16 protein-coding genes and 1 pseudogene are annotated in these 22,343 nt (G+C 69.1%); 12 read left to right on the forward strand and 5 right to left on the reverse strand.

Annotated elements, in window-relative coordinates; genetic code table 11:
• The first annotated feature begins 881 nt into the window (after positions 1–881).
• Together J2S55_RS24215 and J2S55_RS24220 are read left to right on the forward strand one after the other, a co-directional pair.
• The gene (locus J2S55_RS24215; RefSeq protein WP_306865222.1) at positions 882–7,847 is read left to right on the forward strand and encodes a DNRLRE domain-containing protein; all 6,966 of its coding nucleotides are present in this window, start codon (positions 882–884) and stop codon (positions 7,845–7,847) included.
• A gap of 76 nt (positions 7,848–7,923) precedes the next feature.
• Positions 7,924–8,520 (forward strand): DUF6461 domain-containing protein, encoded by a 597-nt coding sequence (locus tag J2S55_RS24220; RefSeq protein ID WP_306865224.1) that lies wholly within the window; start codon positions 7,924–7,926, stop codon positions 8,518–8,520.
• Between the two features lie 502 nt (positions 8,521–9,022).
• Here the strand turns inward: J2S55_RS24220 and J2S55_RS24225 are convergent.
• Positions 9,023–9,709: a hypothetical protein gene (locus J2S55_RS24225; protein ID WP_306865226.1), complete on the reverse strand. Its 687-nt coding sequence runs from the start codon at positions 9,707–9,709 to the stop codon at positions 9,023–9,025.
• Between the two features lie 279 nt (positions 9,710–9,988).
• Here J2S55_RS24225 and J2S55_RS24230 point away from each other — a divergent pair, with 279 nt between their 5' ends.
• The 7 genes from J2S55_RS24230 to J2S55_RS24260 all read left to right on the forward strand — a co-directional run bounded on the left by J2S55_RS24230 (position 9,989) and on the right by J2S55_RS24260 (position 17,130).
• Positions 9,989–12,088 carry a sensor histidine kinase gene (locus J2S55_RS24230; RefSeq protein ID WP_306875554.1) on the forward strand — a complete coding sequence of 700 codons (2,100 nt, stop codon included), beginning with the start codon at positions 9,989–9,991 and terminating at the stop codon, positions 12,086–12,088.
• Positions 12,081–12,731, forward strand: a complete 651-nt coding sequence (locus tag J2S55_RS24235) for a response regulator (RefSeq protein ID WP_306865229.1) — start codon at positions 12,081–12,083, stop codon at positions 12,729–12,731. Before J2S55_RS24230 ends, J2S55_RS24235 begins: the two co-directional genes overlap by 8 nt.
• Positions 12,732–12,770: 39 nt before the next feature.
• Complete coding sequence (locus J2S55_RS24240; RefSeq protein WP_306865232.1) at positions 12,771–13,658, forward strand: hypothetical protein; 888 nt, start codon at positions 12,771–12,773, stop codon at positions 13,656–13,658.
• A 225-nt stretch (positions 13,659–13,883) separates the two neighbouring features.
• Positions 13,884–14,570 carry a NucA/NucB deoxyribonuclease domain-containing protein gene (locus tag J2S55_RS24245; protein ID WP_306865234.1) on the forward strand — a complete coding sequence of 229 codons (687 nt, stop codon included), beginning with the start codon at positions 13,884–13,886 and terminating at the stop codon, positions 14,568–14,570.
• A 65-nt stretch (positions 14,571–14,635) separates the two neighbouring features.
• Complete coding sequence (locus J2S55_RS24250) at positions 14,636–15,613, forward strand: DUF6461 domain-containing protein (protein WP_306865235.1); 978 nt, start codon at positions 14,636–14,638, stop codon at positions 15,611–15,613.
• 480 nt (positions 15,614–16,093) lie between these two features.
• Positions 16,094–16,489 (forward strand): GNAT family N-acetyltransferase, encoded by a 396-nt coding sequence (locus tag J2S55_RS24255; protein WP_306865237.1) that lies wholly within the window; start codon positions 16,094–16,096, stop codon positions 16,487–16,489.
• A gap of 212 nt (positions 16,490–16,701) precedes the next feature.
• Complete coding sequence (locus J2S55_RS24260) at positions 16,702–17,130, forward strand: hypothetical protein (RefSeq protein ID WP_306865240.1); 429 nt, start codon at positions 16,702–16,704, stop codon at positions 17,128–17,130.
• Positions 17,131–17,459: 329 nt separating this feature from the next.
• On the opposite strand, the pseudogene J2S55_RS24265 reads toward J2S55_RS24260, so the two are convergent.
• A pseudogene (locus J2S55_RS24265) lies at positions 17,460–17,690 on the reverse strand (SDR family NAD(P)-dependent oxidoreductase); the annotation flags it as partial.
• Positions 17,691–17,848: 158 nt separating this feature from the next.
• Positions 17,849–18,259, reverse strand: coding sequence for a MerR family transcriptional regulator (locus J2S55_RS24270; protein ID WP_306865242.1), 411 nt, complete (start codon positions 18,257–18,259; stop codon positions 17,849–17,851).
• Between the two features lie 45 nt (positions 18,260–18,304).
• Here J2S55_RS24270 and J2S55_RS24275 point away from each other — a divergent pair, with 45 nt between their 5' ends.
• On the forward strand, positions 18,305–18,649 hold the full coding sequence (locus tag J2S55_RS24275; protein ID WP_306865245.1) for a putative quinol monooxygenase: 345 nt from the start codon (positions 18,305–18,307) through the stop codon (positions 18,647–18,649).
• Between the two features lie 94 nt (positions 18,650–18,743).
• Here the strand turns inward: J2S55_RS24275 and J2S55_RS24280 are convergent, their stop codons facing one another.
• Positions 18,744–20,066, reverse strand: coding sequence for a GH1 family beta-glucosidase (locus J2S55_RS24280; protein WP_306865247.1), 1,323 nt, complete (start codon positions 20,064–20,066; stop codon positions 18,744–18,746).
• Positions 20,067–20,137: 71 nt separating this feature from the next.
• On the opposite strand from J2S55_RS24280, the gene J2S55_RS24285 reads away from it, so the two are divergent.
• Complete coding sequence (locus J2S55_RS24285) at positions 20,138–20,794, forward strand: TetR/AcrR family transcriptional regulator (protein WP_306865249.1); 657 nt, start codon at positions 20,138–20,140, stop codon at positions 20,792–20,794.
• 108 nt (positions 20,795–20,902) lie between these two features.
• On the opposite strand, the gene J2S55_RS24290 is transcribed toward J2S55_RS24285, so the two are convergent.
• Positions 20,903–21,841: an aldo/keto reductase gene (locus J2S55_RS24290; protein WP_306865251.1), complete on the reverse strand. Its 939-nt coding sequence runs from the start codon at positions 21,839–21,841 to the stop codon at positions 20,903–20,905.
• 91 nt (positions 21,842–21,932) lie between these two features.
• Between J2S55_RS24290 and J2S55_RS24295 the strand changes: the two genes are divergently transcribed.
• Positions 21,933–22,313, forward strand: a complete 381-nt coding sequence (locus tag J2S55_RS24295) for a MerR family transcriptional regulator (protein WP_306865252.1) — start codon at positions 21,933–21,935, stop codon at positions 22,311–22,313.
• Positions 22,314–22,343 lie beyond the last annotated feature (30 nt).

Consider the following 22,343-nt stretch of genomic DNA (forward strand, 5'->3'; position numbering starts at 1 on the left):
AACGTGCCAACGCCGGCGACTCGCACGCCACTTAAGTCAACTGCCGCTTAAGTCAACTACTGTCAGACCGCCTGCTCGGAGATCACCCCGAGCTGAGGCCGAGCAGATGGAGCGATCCGGATTATTGCCCAACGGGTCGATCGCCACGCGACAGGATCTGCAGGCCCGATGGCATCGGCACGGGTGAGCGTAAGGATCACTATCGGTTCGGCCCTTCCCCGGTAATGAAGGGATCCTCAGCGTTCCTCGGTCCGCCTCTACAGCGGGTGAGGCGCTTCAGGCTCGGTCGGTGGCGTTCGCTCCCGGAAGACGGTCGTGATGACGAGCGCCGTCGCAGCCAGAGCGATGAGCGCGGTGTCTGCTGCACGGCGAGCGTCCTGCCGGAAATCGGGGCTCTCACCTTCACCGTCGAGTGAGATCACTCCGGGACGTGGTCGGCCGTGCGGCTCTGCTGTGGCATGCATCAAGACGCGGATATCGATAGGGCTTGGGCGGCATGGCATTTGTTGATCTAGAACCGCCGATTAGTTGGCCATGATCACCAATCTTGATGATCTATCTATCTTTAAGTAAATTTTACGAGTACGTTCCTGTATGTCGAAATCTTGTTCGAGTGGCCCGTGTCGTCGCACGGGCCACTCGCATGTGTACAGGAGTGATACGTGCCATCAACCGCAGGGGTAGGGAAAACTCCTCCTCCCTTATCTCGTCGCAGACGAGGCAGGCGCCGGCTGGCGAACGCCGCAGCGGCGGGACTCACCGTGGCGATGATCGTCAGTCTGGCGGCGGCGCCGTCATGGGCCCAGCAAGGAGCGGCGCCGACTCCGGCACCGACACAGCCGGCGCCGCCGGCTCCCGCCCCCAAGGGCGGCACCCCGATCGTGGACCAGGTAGTGGAGGCCGCCAAAAAGAAAGCCCGCACGACCGGCAAACGCGTGGAGATCCCCTCCAAGCAGACCGAAAGCACGACGGTCTTCGCCAACCCCGACGGCAAGACCCTGCGGATGGAAATGCACGCCCAGCCCATCCGGGTCAAGAAGGCCAAGGGCGAGGGCTTCACCCCGATCGACACCACCCTCGTCGAGGCCGACGGCGTCATCAAGCCCAAGACCGTCAAGGGCGGCCTGACCCTGTCGGCGGGCCAAGACACCGTCCTGCTGAAGAGCACGACCAAACGGGGTACCGCCGAGATCGCCGCTCCCGGCGACCTGCCCAAGCCCAAGCTGAAGGGGAGTACCGCCACCTACCGGTCGGCCTACGGCGAGGGCGTGGACCTGGTGGTCACCGCGACCGCGACCGGCTTCCGGCAGAAGATCGTCATCCGCGAGCGGCCGAGCGGCCCGGTGACCTTCCGCCTGCCGGTGGACCTGCCCAAGGGCATGTCCTACGGCACGGACGCCGCCGGGCAGCCGGCCCTGCTGGCCGAGGACGGCAAGAAGATCGCCGACCTCCCACGGCCGCTGGTGCTGGACGCCGTTGCGAACGACCCCAACGGGCCGATCGACGCCGGCAGGGTCGGCGCGGCGCCGGTCAGCGTGGAGCCGGACGGCTCCGCCCTGCTGCTCGCCCCCGACGCGGCCTTCCTCGCCGACCCCGCGGTCGCCTACCCGGTGACCGTGACGGCCGCCGACTCCGACTGGTGGGAGCCCGAGCTGGGCAACGACACCTTCGTCAACAACGCCGACTACCCTGACGGCTACGCCAACAGCGGCCTGGACCGCATCCTGGCCGGCAAGTCCAACAGCGGCTCGGTGCGCTGGCGCAGCTACATCCGCTTCGACGAGATCCCGGCCGACTCCCCGCTGCGGGGCGGGACGGTCGACAACGCCGACCTGGTGCTGTGGAACTACCTGTCCAACGACTGCGGCCTGTACGTCGGCTCGGGCATCACCGCCCGCCGCGTCACCGAGCGGTGGGACGTCTCCACCCTGACCTGGAGCAACCAGCCGCTGGCCACCAGCGCGGGCGCCGACACCGAGTACGGCGCCTACAGCACCAACTGCTCAGGCTCCATGAACTACGCGGCCGACCTCATCCACTCCGTCGACGACATCGTCCAGGAGTGGGCCTACGGGGAGCCGAACTACGGCTTCCAGCTCGCCGCCGGCAACGAGTCCGACCTGACGAACTGGCGCCGTTACCGCTCCAAGGAGCAGACCGACGGCTGGGGCGCGCACGGCCCACAGCTCACCGTCGACTTCACCCCCGCGCCGAAGATCTTGACCTATTTCTCGGAGTCGGGACCGCGCCGCACCTCGCCGCCGACGTTCGAAGAGGCGTCGGCGCTGCACCGTGAGCCCTACGAGGGCGTGCCTGACCGGGCCGGCGTGCCTGTGGAAGAGTTGGTGACCTCGGAAGGTACCCGCACGGTCCCCTACGAGATCGGGCCCGACAAGCTGGGGCCGCTGCCGGGCGAAGACTGGTCGAACCCTCAGAACGAGGAGGTGGACGGCCCTGACATCGACGACAGGACTCCGCCGGCTCTGGTGGAGGTCGGCCCCACCCGTGGTGCCTCGGATGCGGAGACGACGGCTCAGGTCAGAGCCGTGTTCAGCGAGCCGGTCTGGGAAGAGCGGATCACGCTGAAGGATCGCACGGGCAACGTCGTGCCCGGCACGGCGAAGCTCGACACCGAGCGCAAGGTGCTCATCTTCACCCCCGAGCAGCCCCTGCTGCGTGGAACTCGCTACACGGTCGAGGTCTCCCTCGCCCACGACGCCGCCGGTAACAGAATGGCGGCGGACTCCTGGTCCTTCACCACTGTTCTGCAGGCGGCGGCACACTGGACTTTCGACGAGGGTTCGGGAGACGTCGCCGCCGACTCCTCCGGCAACGGGCACCAGGCCAAGGTGAACGAGACCACGACGTGGACCACCGGCAAGGTCGGCGGTGCGGTGACGAACGCACCCGCCGACGGGCTCGCGGGAGTGCTGCAGCAGCCTGGGACGCCAGAGCGGTCCGGACCGCTGCCCAGAGCCGCTGCGGCGGTGCCGACCGTGAGCGGGTTCGCCGTCGAGCCGTCGCAGACGGTGTCCGGATCCATCGTGACGCCGTCGTTGACGCCGGCCTTGAAGGCCACCGTCACCGAGGCCGGCGGGGTCGCGTCCACGGTCGAGTTCCGGGTGATGAAGTACGTTGATGACAGCCTTGTATGGTCCGGGTCGGCAGCGAACGTCGCTTCCGGAGCCCAGGCGTCGGTGACCGTGCCGTCCGGCAAGCTGGTGGACGGCACCCGGTACGAATGGCAGGTGCGGGCCACCAGTGGTGGTACCACTTCCGATTGGTCGTCGTATCAGTTCTTCACGGCGGACGTGCCTGAGGCGGTGGTGGACCAGTTCCAGGTCACTCCGTCGTCGGGGACGGGTTCTTCCGTCGTGAGCGCGTCGTTGACGCCGAAGTTGCAGGCGCGGGTCACCGACCCGCTGGGCGGTGTGTCCACGGTCGCCTTCGAGGTGGCTCGGTACTCCGACGACGTGGTGGTGTGGTCGGGATCGGCGGCGAACGTCGCTTCCGGGGCCCAGGCGTCGGTGACGGTCCCGTCGGCCAAGCTGGTCGACGGTACGAAGTACGAGTGGCGGGTCAAGGCCACCACGCCGGGTTCGACCCCGGCCTGGTCGGCGTATCAGTTCTTCACCGTGGACGCGGCACCGCGGGTCGACCAGTTCCAGGTCAGCCCCTCCAGAACCGCCTCCGACGGCGCCATCACCACCTCGCTGACCCCCACGTTGCTGGCTCGGGTCATCGACCAACTCGGTGGGCCGGTCACGGCCTCTTTCGAGGTGGCGCGGTACTCCGACGACGTGGTGGTGTGGTCGGGATCGGCGGCGAACGTCGCTTCCGGCACGCAGGCGTCGGTGACGGTCCCGTCGGCCAAGCTGGTCGACGGTACGAAGTACGAGTGGCGGGTGCGGGCCACGGCCAGCGGCGCGACTTCGGCGTGGTCGTCGTATCAGTTCTTCACGGCGGACGTGCCTGAGGCGGTGACGGACCAGTTCCAGGTCACCCCGGCCGAGACCGTGAACGCCGTCACGGTGGTCTCGTCGCTGACCCCCACGCTGCTGGCCCGAGTCACCGACCCGCTCGGCGGCACGGCCACGGTCGACTTCCAGGTCGCCGACTACCTCACCGACACCGTGCTGTGGTCGATGTCGGTGACCGGTGTCGCCTCCGGCACCCAGACGTCGGTGACGGTCCCGTCCGGGAAGCTGTCGGACAAGATCGCGTACGAGTTCCGGGTCAAGGCCACCACGCCGGGATCCACCCCGGCCTGGTCGGGATGGCAGAAGTTCCAGGTCGACGTGTTCGATCCGGCCACCGATCCGGCGGTCGGCCAGCCGCAGGTCATCCCCTCGCAGAGCGAGGACGGTGCCACGGTCACCTCGTCGGTGACGCCCGAACTGCGCGCGGCGGTGTCCCATCCGCAGGCCAGTGCCTCACGCGTGGAGTTCGAGGTCGAGCACGACCCGTCCGCCCCGCAGGGCCAGGGCAGTGGTCAGATCTGGGCCACGGCACTGGACAACGTGGCGTCCGGTACCGCCGCCGCGGTGACCGTCCCGGCCGACAAGCTCGCCGACGGCTGGCTGGTGCGCTGGCGGGTACGCTCCCTGGCGGGCGCCTCCTCCTCGACCTGGACGGCCTGGCAGCAGGTGAAGGTCGCCGTTCCCAAGCCCGGCGTGGGCCAGTTCCAGGTCACCCCGTCGCAGGTGGTCGACGGCAAGACCGTCACCACCGTGGTGACGCCGTCGCTGCACGCCCAGGTCACCTACGCCCCCGGCGGTAACCTGCGGGCCGAGTTCGAGGTCGAGCACGACCCGTCGGCTCCGGCGGGCCAGGGAACCGGCCAGATCTGGTCCGGCGCCGCCGACGGTGTTCCGGCGGGGACGCAGGGCTCGGTGACCGTCCCGGCCGGCAAGCTGGCCGACGGCTGGGCGGTGCGTTGGCGGGCCCGCACGGTCGCCGGCACGCTCTCCTCTCCGTGGTCGGACTGGCAGCCGCTGTTGGTGGACCAGCCCGGCTCGGCTCCGGCCGTGGAGAAGCCTCAGGTCATGCCCTCGGCGCAGGTGGGCGAGCAGACCGTCACCTCGACGGTGACCCCACAGCTGCGGGTCACCGTACTGGACCCCCGCGGCGAGCCGGTGCGGGCCGAGTTCGAGGTCGAGCATGACCCGTCGGCTCCGGCGGGCCAGGGGAGCGGGCAGATCTGGACCACCGCTGTCGACAACGTAGCGGTCGGCTCCCAGGCCGCGACCGAAGTTCCGGCAGGGAAGCTGAGCGACGGCTGGCTGGTGCGCTGGCGCGCTCGCGCGGTCTCGGACACCGCCTCTTCGCCGTGGTCGGCCTGGCAGCAACTGGCCGTGGAGATCCCCAAGCCCGGCGTGGGCCAGTTCCAGGTCACCCCGTCGCAGGTGGTCGACGGCAAGACCGTCACCACCGTGGTGACGCCGTCGCTGCACGCCCAGGTCACCTACGCCCCCGGCGGTAACCTGCGGGCCGAGTTCGAGGTCGAGCACGACCCGTCGGCTCCGGCGGGCCAGGGGAGCGGGCGGATCTGGACCACCGCGGTGGACAATGCCGCAGCGGGTACCCAGGTCACGGCCACCGTCCCGGCGGGCAAGCTGACCGACGGCTGGGTCGTGCGCTGGCGGGTCCGCTCGCTCACCGCTGAGCTGGCCTCGACCTGGTCGGAGTGGCAGCAGCTGACCGTTGAGCGGCCCGTCTCGGCGCCGGCCGTCAGCGAACTGCGGGCGACCCCTTCCCGCAAGGTGAACGGAAAGACGGTCACCTATACGGTGACGCCGGAACTGCGAGCCACGCTCGCAGACCCTCGCGGTGACAATCTCACCGCCGAGTTCGAGGTCGAGCACGACCCGGCCGCGCCGGCGGGGCAGGGCACGGGACAGATCTGGGCGACGGCGCTGGCCGACCTCCCTGTCGGGTCCCAGGCCACGGCCGCCGTCCCGGCGGGCAAGCTGACCGACGGCTGGCAGGTGCGCTGGCGCGCCCGCGCGGTCTCGGCCACCGCCACCGGCACGTGGTCGGACTGGCAGGAGCTCAAGGTGGACGTCGTTCACCCCGGCGAGGAACCACTGGCTCAGACCAGCGGGCCAGTGATCCGGACCGACGACAGCTTCACCGTCGCGGCCTGGCTGAAGTGGGACGACAAGGACGGCGCCTACAGTGTCATCGAACAGAAGGGAGCTCAGCAGGCACCATTCCGCCTCGGCAATGACCCTGACCACGGGCTGGTGTTCACCTTGACCAGTGCCGACGCCGTCGACGCGACCACCGAGGGTGTGCTGGCCGGCGTCGAACCGCCGACGGGCGAGTGGTTCCACCTGGCCGGCGTCTACGATGCCGAGGCCAAGTCGGCCACGCTGTATCTCAACGGCACCCCGGTCAAGACCACGCCGGTCACCGGGCCGGCATGGAACAGCGCGGGTGCGGTCACTCTGGGCACGTTCATGATCGGTGATCTCGATGAGGTGCGGATCTACCAGAACGCGCTGACGGCGGGCCAGGTCGCCACACTGGCCGACCCGCCCGCCTCTCCCGCAGCGTCGCCCACCAAGAGCGCCGCCGTCTCCGGCGAGAAGAAGGCGCCCACGGCAAAGGTGCCCGCGGCACAGAACACGGTACGCGCCGCCGCGACGGAGTCGTTCCCCTACGACCGCCACACGCTGGAGTGGTGCGAGGACAAGCGGGAGGACGAGGACGACGACGACCGACTGGCCGACAACGTCTGGGGTGAGGCCCGTCCGTACAGCGGCTGCACAGCCAGGTTCCACAGCTGGCTGGTCTGGACCGTCGACACGGAGAAGACCAGGCAGACGGGCAAGACGGTGGTCTTCCCCGTCCCGAGCTGGATGTACTTCCGCGTGTCGGTCGCCATTCACACCTATGCCGGCAACGAGACGGCCACCGGCGTCCAGGGCGGCACCGCAGGGCGCCTGCCCCGCGACATCAAGGTGTGGACGAAGCTGTCCGACGTCTTCGTCACCGGCGACGACGACGCCCTGGTGCTGGGCACGCTGAAGCTCCGGGTCCGGGCCAAGGCCGGCAAGGCGACGAGCAACTGCACCCAGATCGAGGGGCCGGCCGAGCGTGTCGGCGACGTGCCGGACCTCGGTGAGGAATGGCGGACCGAGTTCGTCTTCCGCTCCTCGGGAGCCCTTTTCGACAGCTGCACGATCCGTCCTTGGCTGACGCTTCACATTCCGGCCTGGCCGGACAAGAGCGTCGAGTTGTGGGACATCCCGCGGAACCCGACGGCCACCAACGACAACGCCGCCAAGGTGCGCTGCGACAGCCTGACCAAGCATGTGTACAAGGGCGGATGCGTCCTGGTGGGGGCCAACGCCCTCTACACCATGTATCGGAGCGACCCGTTTATGGGCGATGTGGCCAAGCATATCCATGACGCGTTCTACTCACCGCATCTGACCGCCCCTCACTTCAAGGACGCGAACGGCTCACCCATCGCTAAGAGAATCCCGGGCAACTACGCTACCGGGGGGCCGGCCTTGACATACGTCTCCAAGTCCACCAAGGCCCCGGACGGGAGCACGTATCGAGGGAAGAACAAGTACCGAAAGGACATCGACTGCCGGGAATGGTTCCCGAAGGCCGACAGCGACGACGATCCCGATCCGGACGACGTCCGCGGCGAATTGCAGTGTGACGAGTTCCCCTTCGGGTCCACCAAGGAAGGGGCGGGCTCCGCCGGATACAACTACTCCATCCGAGCGCTTCTCGCAGAGCAGAACGGGAACGCCGGGACTGATCTCGGCATCTTCTACGCTCGCTACCGGTTCCTCAACGGCAGCCAGTTCTGGGTCAACATCAAGTAAGGCCGACATGGCGGCCCCGCTCTCCAGGCGGGGCCGCCATGCTCCACGAGCCGCCATGCTCCACGGAAGGAAGACGATGAGCGAGGGCCGCACCCACTACGACGTCCTGGACGAATATGGGCTCGATGACGATTACTTCGGCTTCCACGCCGCCTGGGTCGAGGGAGTCGACGCCCACGAAGCCGCCCGCCGGATGCGGGCCGACCTCGATACCGCGGCGGAATGCAATATCCACGACGTCCATGAACACACCGGCGACGCCGGCGAGCGCGACGGCGTCGTCCTCATCGGTCAGGCCGGCTCCTGGGTCCTGATCCTGCAGCTACGGGGCTGGGACTGCCTGCGCGATCGGGCTCTGTCCATCGTGTCCAGCGGCGGGGGCCGCGCGGTGGCGATCGGCTGGAACGCTGACGGCGACGAACAGCTCATCTACGCGTCCGATGGACGGATCCTCACTTATATGGATTTCTCCCCCTCATCCCGTCGAGGTGGGGCCAATCGGCATGCGCTGGACGGATACCTGGACGGGCTGTCGTTCGTGGACAGCCCGGACACGGAGGCGAACATCGCTACGGCGCTGATCCTGATCGAACGCATCACCGGACGAGGCCTCGACCAGGAATGGCTTGAGTCCAGCAACACGTGTTACGTGATTCCTGACGGGTCCTGGTGACCGCAGCGCGGTGGGTCGCCGACTCATCGTGGCATGAGAATTCGGAAACGCGACTCCACGAGAATCAGGGCACACCAAAGTCTCCACGGAGACTCAGATCTCGATATAACCAGTCCGCCCGCCGATTCCATGAAACGATTTCGCGGCCTATTTTCGTCATGCTTGTCCCTCGAACAGTGCGGCTCCATGAAGACGGACGGGGAGTTTAATTTCCAGCGCTCCTTCGACTTCGACGGATCCTGTACGGCGTGCGCGGCGCCGGACGCTTTCCGGCGGGCCCGGGTGTGTTCGAACGCGTCATCCGGAGGGGCTTGGACGGGCCGTTCCCGGGGCGCACCGGCCCCCATTCCGGACGGCCGTCGGTCGGGTGGCCCATCGGTCGCTCCGGGCTGGCCCACCGATCACCCCGGAGCGGCCGCCGGCCCGCCGGCGTGCCGTTCGCCTCGCGCCTCATACCGGTTACCTCCCGCTCCACAGGGGTCTGTCTCTCGTCCCGCGCGGCTCACTTCCCGTCCTGCACGGCGGGGCTCTCCTGCCCGGCGAAGGTCAGCTCCGGGCGCCAGACGAGCAGCAGCCCGAGCGCGGCGTATCCGACGAGCAGGTGGCCGCCGCCGACCCACCGGGAGGCGGCCTCGCCGAGCAGCGCGAACACGGGGACCGTCACGACGCCCCAGCTCTCCGCCACCAGCGGCCACCACCGCAGCGGCCCCCGCCACCTGCGGGCGAGCACCAGCTTCACGCTGATCACGAACATGCCCAGCATCGACAGCGGCCAGAAGACGTCGAGCACCGCCAGCACCACCCCGTCGCCGGCCGCCTCCGGCAGGATCGCGTGCAGCAGCGACCAGGCGGAGGCCAGGGCGAGCAGCACCACCTCCACCTTGAGCATCACCGCGGAGACGCGCGACGTCCCGCCCGCCCGGGTCCGCATCTGCACCGCGAGCAGGCCGAACAGGCCGAGCTGGAAGGCCAGTCCGGCCAGGTCGCCGATCCGCCCCTCCGTCCCGCCGGCCGTGGGGTCGAACAGGAAGATGCTCACCGCCCAGACGAGCGTGCCGGCCGCCAGCCCGAGTCCGAGGCGGCGGACCGTGCCGGGGGCGATCGCGGGGGGCCGCGCGGCCGGTGCGGTGCCGGGAGGACTGACGTCCGTACGTGCCTTGGCCGGCGTGTTCGTGATGTGCGCGTCCATTGTGGCTGGTCCCTTTCCTGTGAGTTCCAGTGAGTTCCAGTGAATTCCTGTTAGTTTCTGCGAATTCCTGCGGGCGGAATCCTTGTGTGCGCGCATGGGCGCCGCCGGGTCAGGCGGTGCGTCCGACGTGCGGATCCAGAGTCCGCGCCGGTGGACCCGGGCGGGCAGGGCCGGTGGTCCCGGATTCCGCCCCGGGGGCCGCTCCCCGTCCAGGGGCGGCCGTCCCGTCCCGGGTCGGGACGGTGGTCCCGGGACAGGCAGGACATATGGCAGGTGACAATGCATGTCGTGGAGAACATGGGACCGGCCGGACTGCCGGCAGCGCGCAGGGCTCGCCTGCCGGGCGTACTGGCCGTCGTCGTGGTCGCGATCGCCGTCGGCACGGTGCTGCTGGACGTCCGCGCCGCTGGAGTGGAGGTGGCGCACAGCGCCGATCTCGACCCCGGCTGGCCGTCCGCGCTGGCCGGGGCGGTGCAGATGCTGCCCGGTCTCCTGTTGCTGTGGCGGCTGCCGCGGCACCCCGTCGCCTGGGTGCTGACCCTCTCCGGGCTGATGTGGCTGCTGAACGGCTTCACCGCAGGCTGGGCGACGTACGCGAGCTACGTGTCGCCGGGCACACCGGGGGCGTCGGCCGCCTACTGGTTCTACACGAGGTTCGGCGCGGCGCTGCTGCTCGGGCTGCCCCTGCTGATCCTGCTGTTCCCGGACGGACGGCTGCCGGCGGCCACGGCGTGGCGCCGGCTGTCGGCCGCCAGCCTCGCGCTGACCGCGCTCCTGCCGGTGCTGCGGCTGCTGGCGCCGATGGCGGTGCTGGCCCGCTACGAAGACACCCCGCTGCCCCCCGAGATCGCCAGGCTGTCGCTCGACCCGTTCAGCGTCGGCCTGCCGTACGAGATCTGGGAGCCCGCGCTGCACGTCGCCCACGCCGGGGTGGTGGTGAGCCTGGTGGTGCCGTTCGCGGTCATGGTGCACCGTTACCGCGGCGCCGACGCCGAGCGGCGGGCGCAGATCCGCTGGCTGATGTGGGCCGCGCTCGTGGACATGTCTGTGCTGCTGCTCCCGCTCGTGCTGCCGCCGGACGTCCCCGCGCTCCTGCTCGCGGTCGCGATCGCGCTGACCTCCTCCGCCGTGGTGGTCGCGGTGACCAAATACCGGCTGTACGACGTCGACCGGCTGCTGTCGGCGACGGTCCTGTACGGTGTGCTCGCCGTGCTGGCGGTCGTGGTCGACGCCGCCGTGTTCACCGTCGCCGCCGGCGTGCTCGACGAGCGGCGCGCCACGTTCGCCGCGATCGCGATCGTCGCCGTGGTCTACATGCCGATGCGGGCGTGGCTGATGCGGGCGGGCCGCCGGCTGCTGCGCGGGTCGCGGAACGATCCGTACGCGACGGTCTCGACGCTGGCCGAGCGGCTTGAGCTGACCGTCGATCCGGACGGGCAGCTGATCGCGGTGGCGCGGACGCTGGCCGAGGCGTTCCGGCTGTCCTATGTCCGGGTGGAGATCGAACGCCCAGGAGGGGAACGCTCGGTGGTCGAGCACGGCTCACCGCGCGGGCCGTCGGTGTCGCTGCCGGTCGCCTACCGCGGCGAGACGGTGGGACGGCTGGTGCTGTGCCGGACCGACCTGACCGAACGGGACCAGCGGCTCCTCGGCGACCTCGTACGGCAGGCGGCCGCGGCGGCCCGCGCCACCGAGCTGACCGTCGACCTGCAGCGCATCCGCGCCCAGCTCGTGGTCGCCCGCGAGGAGGAACGCCGCCGGCTCCGGCGCGACCTGCACGACGGGCTGGGACCGAGTCTCGGCGCGGTGGCGTTACGGATCGAGACCGCCCGGAACCTGGCCCGCACCTCACCCGACGGAGCCGACCGGATCCTTGAGCAGACGGCCGCCGAGGTCGCGACGGTGATGGCCGACATCCGCCAGATCGTGCACGACCTGCGCCCGCCGGCCCTCGACGAACTGGGCGTGCTCCGGGCGATCGAACAGCAGGCGGACCGCCTGCGGCCGAGCGGCCTGACGGTCACCGTCACCGGCGACGAGGCACTCCGCGCGCTGCCCGCGGCGGTGGAGGTGGCGGCCTACCGGATCGTGTCGGAGGCACTGACGAACGTGACCCGGCACGCGCGCGCCTCGCACTGTGACATCACTCTGCGCGTGGACGGGCGGGTGCTCGACGTCCTGGTGCGCGACGACGGCGCGGGGATCGGTGCGGACGTCGTGGCCGGGGTCGGGATGCTCTCGCTGCGGGAGCGGGCTGCCGAGCTCGGCGGCGGCTGCGAGGTCACCTGCCCCGCCGACGGTGGCACGCTGGTCCATGCGACGCTCCCGTTGGAACAGGTAGAACAGGTAGGACAGGTAACGGAGATGACAGGTGTCTGACGAGCCGATCCGGGTGCTCCTCGCCGACGACCACCCGGTATACCGCGACGGCCTGGCGGCGCTGCTGGGCTCGATGCCCGGCATCGAGGTGGTGGGCACCGCCGCCACCGGGCTGGAGGCGGTCGAGCGGGCCGCCGAGCTGCAGCCGGACGTGGTGGTGATGGACGTCCGGATGCCGGAGCTGGACGGGATCGAGGCGACCCGACGGGTCGCCGCCGACAGTCCGCACATCGGGGTGGTCATGCTGACGATGTCGGAGGAGGACGCCACCCTGTTCGCCGCGATGCGGGCCGGGGCCCGCGGCTACCTGCTGAAGGGCGCGAACCAGGCCGAGATCGGGCGCGCGATCACCTCTGTCGCCCACGGCGAGGCCATCTTCGGCCCCGCGATCGCACGCCGGGTGGCGGAGTTCTTCGCCGGTGGGCCGCCGGCGGACGACGGGGCGTTCCCGCAGCTCACGCCGCGCGAACGGGAGATCCTGTCGCTGGTCGCGGCCGGCAGGTCGAACGCCCAGATCGCGTCGGCGCTGTTCCTGTCGCAGAAAACCGTGCGCAACAACGTCTCCAACATCTTCGCCAAGCTGCACGTCGCCGACCGGGCGGAGGCCATCGTCCGCGCCCGCGACGCCGGCCTGGGCCGCTGACCCCCGCCGGCCGCCTGCCACACGCCCAGCTTCTGTTCCGTGGAATCAGTCGAGAGGCTCGATTCGGACATCATCGCCAGGAAGCAGGACCAGCCGAAGATCACCGACACATCCCCCAGTCCCTCGGTACAGGCCCAGGCGGAACCGCAACCCACCACGCCCAGGCGCGACATCAAGCCGTCCATCGGCACGATGTGGACGCGCCCGTTCACCACCAAGGACGGCAACGCGATCACGTCGACCACGACGCCGCACCTCATAGCCAAGGCGTCCGACCCACTGTGGCGCCGCTCGACCGTGGAGTTCGAGGTCGCCCATGACCCGAAGGCACCATCACAAGGGCAGGGACTGATCTGGTCCGGCACCGCCACGAACGTCTCCTCCGGAACCACCGGGGCTCTCCAGGTTCCGACCGGGAAACTGACCGACGGCTGGAAGGTGCGCTGGCGGGCCCGCACCAGGACCGGGTCTGCGGCTGGCTCCTGGTCGGGCTGGCAAGGCTTGCGCATCGATGTGGCCGGGCCGGCCGTGGCGGAGCCGTCGGTCAAGCCGTCCGCGCAGGCGCCCACCGACGTCTCGCCCAAGACCCAGGCAGCGGCCGCCAGGAAGTTTCCCTACGAACGCATGTCGTACGCGGAATGCCAGAAGGCCGTGGGCGACCTCAACTCGCCAAGTAACGATAATTCCCTGCACAACCAGGCGTTCAGTTGTAAGAACTCCTTCAGTGTGTGCTACGCGATGTGGATCGGTGAGCGCGACGAAGACGACGAGGGGGACCGCAGCACGGACCTCATCAGCGCCGCCAAATGGTCCCTCCGGCGTGAACAGCCGTCAGATCAAAGCCTGGGTGCGGGTCGACAAGGTCGATATCTACGGCTCCAATTGGAAGGACAATCGCTTCAAGGTTGCGTTCGGGGAGAAGGGTAGCAATTGTGACGCCACTTATCAGGAGAACGGTCAGGCAAAGGATCTCGGGTACGGCCATGAGGGCAGCGTTGTCCAGTGGTGTGGCGGTGGTGACCTCGAAATCACTCTCGATGTTCCTTGGGGCTGTCTCCCTCATACCGACAAGGTCGGCACTTGCTCTCTCGAGCCTTCGATCAAATACATGAACAATCCCGAGCTCATGGACAGCTATTATCGGCTTACTCATTGGACCGCAAGGGTAAGGAGTGGGACCAGTCGTTCATCTGTGACAGCGCGGACTGGATCACTGCCTACAGCGGTGGTTGCGTCGTGGACTCGATCCGACCCACCTTCGTCCTTGACGGAAACGACAAGAAGGTCCTCAGGAGCGCTCTTCACATCTGGGCCGCGCTGTACCGCTCGCCAGACACTGATCCAGGGCGCGGGACGCAGAAGAACATCCCCGGGCGCATTGACCGCGCCAATCCTGGCTGTGAGAGGGTGAACGGCGTCATCGGACGCTGCCTGCACCGCACCCGGAACAAGGCGGTGATCGGTAAGAACCGTGGGGTGGCCATCCCCGCTTGTCGAGTGGTGAAACCCGGTTACAAGAGTCCGGACAGCTGCGACGAATACCCCTTCGCCTCCACCGTCGAAGGCGCGAGTAATTCGACCTACGACTATTCGGTAGAGCTCATTCCGGTGAAGGACAACTGCTCCTCGGGGTCCCGGCTGGGGGCCTGGTATCAGCGACACCGGATCCGTGAACTATCACCGTTCTGGGTAGACGTGATCGTGCAGGGCGCGACCAGGCCGTCGAGCGGCCTCCCAGGGATAGTGGTGACCAACCCCTTCCCCGACGAGGTCCTCGACTACGCGACCTGCACCGTTGACGGGATTGAGGACAATATCCCCGGCCCTGTGGTGCCCTAGGTCATGACATGGTGCGGGGCGGTTGCGCCGCCCTGCGTCTGCCTTCCAGAGACAATGGAAAGATCATGAATGAGGTCTTCAGCGCGTACGCGAACCTGCGCGATACCTTTCCGGAGCAGGCCTGCATCACCTGGGTCAGCGGTGTCGCGACCCGTGACGTCGTCCGGGGATTCGGCGGTGACTACGGCCGGCTCACGGAACTGACCTGGAACGAAGTGTGCGAGGAGGCCTACGGCCTTGATGAGGGCACCGGCGCGATCATCCTTCTCGCATCGCACGGTGACTGCACGGTGGTCGTCGAACCCGTCGGATTCAGCGGGAGCGGCTCCGCCCTGCTGCGAGAGCTGTCCGCTGCGGGTGAGGCGCTCAGCCTCCACTGGACCGTCAACCATGACGCGCGTATCTCCTACGCCGCGCACGGGGAGCTTGTAACGGCCTTCGACCCCCTCGACGTGGAGGAGCTCGACTCCTCGGCTGCATCCCTGAACCTCACCCTGGCCCCGGAACAGTGGCGGGAGGATTGGATGGCCGCCGCCTTGACGGCCGGCGAGGAGCTTTCGGGCATCCGCCTCGATCGAACCTGGTTCGACGAGCCACATCTCGGCCTCGTCGTCGCAACGGACTTCACCGCCCCGCAACGTCCTGCGCTGCTTCTCGACGACGACGCGCAAGGCCTGGTCGCACGTGACCCGCGCATCGCGGCGATCGCCGCGGTCCCCACACGGGACAAGTTACCGGAGATCGCCCTGATCGCAGCCGAGATGGCCGTACGTACCACGGGCCTGCGCGGCGAATTGATCGACGAAGCGCTGGAACTGATCGCGGAAAAAGAACGTGGAGTCCGTGCCGGGCAGATCCGCGGCAAGGTGGGGAGTCTGGCCAACCGTCTTCTGGCTCAGGCGAGGGGGGCTCTGGAAGAGGAGGGCTCCACCTCTCTTCTGGTCCCCGGTCATGACACGGAATCCGGACAGTTACTGCTGAAACACAATGCAGCCCGGACGCTGGTGTCGGCGCTCAACTCCAATCCGGAGGAGGCTGCCTAAACTGCCCTGAACGCGGCGGGGAAGACACATCTCAGCCACGAAAACGATGATTTCGAGCGCGCCCATACGCTCAGTTTGATCCATTACTACATTCAGCATGGCGAGAACGCCCTGTAGCGCCAGAGAGCACGATGGAATGCTTCATCGGAGGAGTGTGGGGCGAAAGCATTCATTCTGGCTGAGTCGATTACCGGTGTGTGGCTGGTGGCGGAACGACTCGGCCGCGAACACACACGATACTTCTACGGTCAGCCGTGAGGGGCAGGGCTCCTGCGCTGAGTCCCTCTTCCAGCGCCCGATACAGCGTCGAGCGGCCGGTGCCCGGCGATCACGGTGACCGACTCCCCGCGGATCCGGCGGGCACAGGCGAGGGCGCCGGCGTCCGATGCGGGCGACGGCCCTGGGCGCCGGCGGAGATCCGGGCATATCTCCAGCGAATTGTGTTGGCCGTCGCCGGAGGGTCCTTCCTAAAGTCGCCTCATGACGATCACGTATGAGTGGCGCGGGGGGTTCGACAACGCGGCGGTCAACGCGTTGCACGCCGAGGGCTTCGATCACGCGCCCCTGCAGGACGACTGGTGGGCCCAGGTCAACCGGCACAGTCTCGGGTGGGTCTGCGCCAGGCAGGGGGAGGAGCTCGTCGGCTTCGTCAACGTGGCGTGGGACGGCGCCGTCCACGCCTTCGTCCTCGACACGCTGGTGACCGCGCGGCTGCGGCGGCACGGGGTGGGGACCGAGCTCGTCGCCGTCGCCGTCAGGCAGGCCCGGGCGGCCGGGTGCGAGTGGCTCCACGTCGACTTCGACGATCATCTCCGGGGCTTCTATCTCGAATCCTGCGGGTTCCAGGCGACCGGAGCGGGTCTCATCGCGCTGTAGGGGCCCGCCGGAGCGGGAGGGCATGCGGTGCCGGCCGCGGCTTCCGACGGGAGAGCGGCCCCGGCGTGGGTAGGCGGTGTCCGGCGCCGGTGGCAGGAAGCTGTCATCGGCGGGGAACTTGCTGACTCCGACATGCCTGGTCCGTGGGCTCCGAAAGGCGCAGAGTTGGTTGTGCGAGGAAAGAACAACCGCTCAAGAAAAGAGATTAAGAAATGAAGAACTCCGCCGCTTCCCTGGTCAAGTTCAATGTCGCCGCCAAGCTGTCGGTCGCAATTGTTTCCGGTGCTGTCGCATTCACCGCGGCAATCGGCGGCTACTCCGTCTCGACCGCGGCGGGCACCACCTGGGACTCCGCGTCGACGGTGGCGGCGGGCACCACCTGGGACTCCGCCGGCGCCGACGGCACCACCTGGGACTCGACCGACGGTACGACCTGGGACTCCGTGTCGGTGCTCGCGGCGGGCACGACCTGGGACTCCGCCGGTGCGGACGGCACCACGTGGGACTCGACCGACGGTACGACCTGGGACTCCGCCGGTGCGGACGGCACCACGTGGGACTCGACCGACGGTACGACCTGGGACGCCGCCGGTACCGACGGCACCACGTGGGACTCGACGGCCACCACGACCACGCTGTAAAACGCTCCGGGGATCCACCCGGAAAACATGGAAGAATTAAATAGTGTCGGTCGAGCCGAAGGTGTGGCGGGCCCTTTCAGAGCCGCTGTGAAATTCGCCGATCGACGGAGTCCGGATACTCGCCCTTCCGCCCGGACAATGGCGTGAACAGCAGACCGGCAAACGGAGGCATCGCCCTCCGAGCCCGCACCGATGAGGGCACGAGCACCGAGCAGATCCGCGTGAAGGCGACCGCGGCGCTCACCGCTCCACAGGTCATCACCGCTCCTCAGATCATCATCGCCCTCCAGGTCATCACTGCCCCCAGGTCATCACCGTTCCTCAGATCATCACCGCGCCCCAGGCCACCCGCCGGGGACCGGCGACCTGAAGACATCCCGGCCATCGGCCACCGCAGACCTCCGCCGGCAGCGCCCCGCCCTGTTCGTCACCCTGACGCCGCGCGGGCCGAACTCGGGGCGCAACGACGCGGACAGGTGGGTGAGCGCGGCCTTGGTGGCGCCGTAGACGGCGTAGCCGGGAAAGGTGACGTGGGCGCCGATCGAGGAGATGTTGACGAGGTCCGCAGGACCGCCGCCGGCCGTGCTCGACGGCGCGCCGGCCCGGCGGGATCCGCCGGGGTGAGCGGTCGTGTCAGTGGGGCGCGGGCTTCAGCGGAGCGCCGGTGTCAGCGGAGCGCCGGTGTCAGTGGGGCGCGGGCTTCAGCGGAGCGCCGGTGTCAGTGGAGCGCGGGCTCGGGCTGGAGGCGGTGGCCGGCGGAGGCGGGCCGGGCGCCTTCGGTGGCCTGGAGGAGGCCGGCGAGGGAGGCGCGCGCCTCCTGGAGCCCCGCGATCCGCTCGTCGATGCCGCCGAGCTGCTCCCGCAGGTGCCCGATCACGCAGGGGTCGAGGTCGGGTCCGTCGCCGGTGACGCACGGCAGGAGGTCGCGGATGACCCTGGTGGGCAGCCCCGCTCCCAGGAAGGTCCGGATCCGCCGGACCGTCGCGGGGGCGTCGGCCGCGTATCGGCGGTGGCCGCCGCCGGCCCGCTCGGACACGAGCAGTTCCTGCTCCTCGTAGTAGCGGAGCAGGCGCACGTTCACGCCGGTCTCGCGCGCCAGGTCGCCGATCTTCAATGTGATCCGCCTCACATACGCTTGAACCTCACATCCATGTGAGATTCTAGCGTTGCCGTCATGACAGACACGACAGCGCGGACAGACCAGGCGCGGCACGCGACGACCGGCACCATCTCCCTCTACGGTTTCGCCCGCCCCAGGCCGGAACGGGCCGCGGAGCTCAGGGAGCTCCTGCTCTCCTTCGTGGAGCCCACCCGCCAGGAGGCGGGCAGCCTGGAGTATCACGTTCACGAGGAGGCCGACGGGAGCTTCTTCCTCTACGAGGTGTGGCGCTCGCAGGAGGACCTCGACCGGCACATGGAGCTGCCGCACATGAAGGACTTCTGGGAGCGGCGGATGGACTATCTCGAGCGCGAGCTCGACGCCCACTCCGGCGCCATGCTGAGCCCCTACCCGCGCTAGCGGGTGCCGCCGCTCCTCCGGGCGGCCGACCCCCATCAGCCGTGTCAGCAACCCTGGGGGTCAGCCGTGTCAACAACCCCGCGGGTCAATACAGCTAGCGGGGCTCGGGGTGTCCGGTGTGTTCGGCGATCCGCCCGGCGAGCCAGTGGTAGGAGGACTTCGGGGTGCGCCGCCCGGTGGCGAAGTCGACGTGGACCAGGCCGAAGCGCTGGTGGTAGCCCTCGGCCCACTCGAAGTTGTCCAGCAAGGACCAGACGTAGTAGCCGCGTACGTCCACGCCCTCGGCCTGGGCCTGGTGGACCGCCGCGATGTGGCCGTCGAGGTAGGCGATCCGGTCCTGGTCGTCGACCACCCCGTCCGGGCCGGGCACGTCGGGCTGGGAGCAGCCGTTCTCGGTGATGTAGACGGGCGGGAGGGCGTCGCCGTACCGCGCCTTGAGGCCGGTCAGCAGCTCGCGGAGGCCGTCGGGGACGACCGGCCAGCCGAAGGCGGTGGTGGGATGGCCGGTGATGCCGGTGTCGCTGAAGGGGAGGCCCTCGTCGGCGGGGGCGGCGATCCGGGTGGGGTTGTAGTAGTTGATGCCGAGCCCGTCGAGCCGGGCGCCGATCAGGTCGAGATCGCCGTCCTGGACGCAGTCGAGGCTCACGCCATACGCCGACATATCCGGGTATTTGCCGATGAGCACGGGGTCGTTGAACAGGCGGTTGTGCAGGGTGTCGTAGGCGTCGGCGGCGGCCAGGTCGGCGGGGTCGTCGGAGGCGGCCCAGACGGGGGTGCAGTTGTTGGTGATCAGCACCTGCTCCGCGCCCCGCGCGCGCAGGGCCTGTACGGCCAGGCCGTGTCCGAGGAGCTGGTGGTGGGCCACCGGCAGCGCGTCCAGGAGCAGGGCCCTGCCGGGAGCGTGGTTGCCCATGGCGTAGCCGAAGACCATGTGCACGAAGGGCTCGTTCAGGGTGATCCACATGGGGATCCGGTCGGCGAGCCGGTCGGCCACGGCGGCGGCGTACTCGGCGAACCGGTAGGAGGTGTCACGGTTGAGCCAGCCGCCCTCGTCCTCCAGGGCCTGCGGCAGGTCCCAGTGGAACAGTGTGGCCGCCGGGACGATGCCCCTGTCGTGGAGCGCGTCCGTCAGCCGGTCGTAGAAGTCAAGGCCCGCCTGATTGATCCGGCCCCTGCCGTCGGGCTGGACGCGGGGCCAGGCGATGGAGAAGCGGTAGGAGTTCGCGCCGAGCCCGGCCATCAGCGCGACGTCCTCGGGCCAGCGGTGGTAGTGGTCGCAGCTCACCTCGCCCGTGTGCCCGTCGCGGACGCGGCCGGGTTCGCGGGTGAAGGTGTCCCAGATCGACAGGCCCCGGCCGTCCTCGGCGACGGCGCCTTCGATCTGGTAGGACGCGGTAGCCGTACCCCAAAGGAACATCCTGACCTCCAGCTGGCATGAGTGTGGCTCATGTTAGCCTCTGATGTGCCCGCGTAGGAGATGATGGAGCGATGACGAACGTTTCCGGGGGGACGCTGCGCCGTCGCCCCGCCCAGCGGCGCAGCCTGGAACGGGTCGAGCGGATGCTGGACGAGTGCGCGCGGCTGCTGGACGAGGCGGGTTACGAGGCGTTGACCACCAAGGAGGTCGCGCGCCGCGCGGAGGTGCCGATCGGCACCTTCTACCAGTTCTTCACCGACAAACAGGGACTTGTGCGGGCGCTGGCGCTGCGCAACCTGGAGGCGTTCCTCGGCCGGATCACCACCCGGCTCTCGGCCGTGCAGCTGTCGGACTGGACCGAGGTGGTGGACCTGGCGATCGAGGAGTTCGTCGCGATGAAACGGACGACGCCGGGGTTCGCCGTCGTCGACTTCGGCGAGGTGCTGCCCTCGCCGGGCGGTCCGGCGATCAAGGGGACCGAGCGGATGCTCGACGCCGCGCTGGAGAACAACGTCATCGTGGCCGACCGGCTCCGCGCGATCACCATCGAGCTGCTCGGCGCCCCGATCGGCCCGGCCCTGGACCGGGCGCTGGTCGTCGCGGTCGAGGCCGCCGACGCCGTGCTCAAGCTCGCCTTCCGCTCGCGGCCCGACGGGGACCCCGAGCTGATCGCCGAGTGCAAGCGTCTGGTCCGCCGCTACCTGTCCGACTACCTCCCCCAGGGGTGATCCGCGCCCACCAGGAGTGGCCCGCCCCGGGCCTCCTCGGCCGGGTGTCCGGGAAGCGCCACACCCCCAGGGGCGTGGGCGTCAGGAACCACAGCTCCTCGGCCGGCCTCATCGGACGGACTCCAGGCGGGCGCGGAGCTCGTCGTCGAGCTTGAGCTCCACGGCGCCGAGCGCCTCCTCGAGCTGGGCCAGGGAGCTCACGCCGACGATCGGGACCGTCGGGACGTCGCCGCCGATCAGCCAGGCCAGCACCACCTGGTTGACGGTCACGCCCAGCTCGCCCGCCACCTCGCGCAGTACGGCGAGCCCGCGGGTGGTGCCCGGATGGTCGTAGATCTCCGGGATCGGCCGGTCCTGCCGGGTGTAGGCGCCGGCCATGAGCGTGTTGTAGGCCCACAGGGTCAGACCGGGCTCGGAGCGCAGGTAGTCGACCATGTCGTCCTGCACGAGCACGTGGCCCGACTCCACCGGCCGCAGTCCCGGCCGGGGCCGGAGGTAGGTGTGGCGGAGCTGCACCTTGGTGTAGGCGGGCCAGCCGTTTGCCGCCGACAGGGCGCGGGCGCGCTCCAGGCGCCAGGCGCGGACGTTGCTCGCCCCGATCTCCCGGACCTTGCCCGACCCGGCCAGCTCGGCGAACGCGCCGAGCGTCTCCTCCAGGGGGACGGACCGGTCTTCGACGTGGGCCCAGTACACGTCGACGTGGTCGGTCCCCAGCCTCCTCAGGCTGCCCTCGGCGGCCGCGCGGATCGCGGGGGCGGACAGGCCCTCGGCGGAGTCCAGGGTCCGGTCGCCGGGGACCGTCGGCCGGGCGCCGCACTTGGTGCTCAGCACGACCCGGTCGCGGTTGCCCCGGGCGGCCAGCCACCGGCCGATGGCGAGCTCGCTCTCGTCGCCGGTGGCGCCCTCGTTCCAGAAGGGGTAGTTGTTGGCGGTGTCCAGCAGCGCGCCGCCGGCGTCGACGAAGCGGTCCAGGATCGCGAAGGTCGCCCTGTCGTCCAGGGCGGTGCCGAACGGGATGGTTCCCAGCGCCAGAGGGATGTGTGTCATGGGCATCACCTTGCAGGCTGGAGTTCACTCCAGGTCAAGCCGGACATTCCTGCTTGACCTGGAGTGGGCTCCAGGTGGGATGCTGCCAGGCGTGAGCGTCTACGCACCAGGGCGGGTCTATACGCCAGGGCAGGTGGTGGAGGAGACCGGCTTCAGTCTCGACACCCTGCGTTACTACGAGCGGATCGGGTTGCTGGAGCCGGTCGGCCGTAACGCGGCCGGCCAGCGCAGGTTCACCCAGGACGACATCGGCTGGCTCGGCACGATCCGCTGTCTGCGGGACACCGGGATGCCGATCGCGGAGATGCTCCGCTTCGCCGAGCTGGTCCGGGCGGGCGACCATACGATCCGTGACCGGATCGAGCTCCTCGAAGCCCACAACCGGCGGGTGGAGAGCCAGGTGGCCAACCTGCGCGAGAAGCAGACGGCCGTCCTGAACAAGATCAATTACTACCGTGCGGTGGTTGATTAGAAGCCGTACGGCTGCTTTGCCCCAGGACGG

The sequence above is a fragment of the Streptosporangium brasiliense genome, from assembly GCF_030811595.1.
Taxonomy (GTDB): Bacteria; Actinomycetota; Actinomycetes; order Streptosporangiales; family Streptosporangiaceae; genus Streptosporangium; species Streptosporangium brasiliense.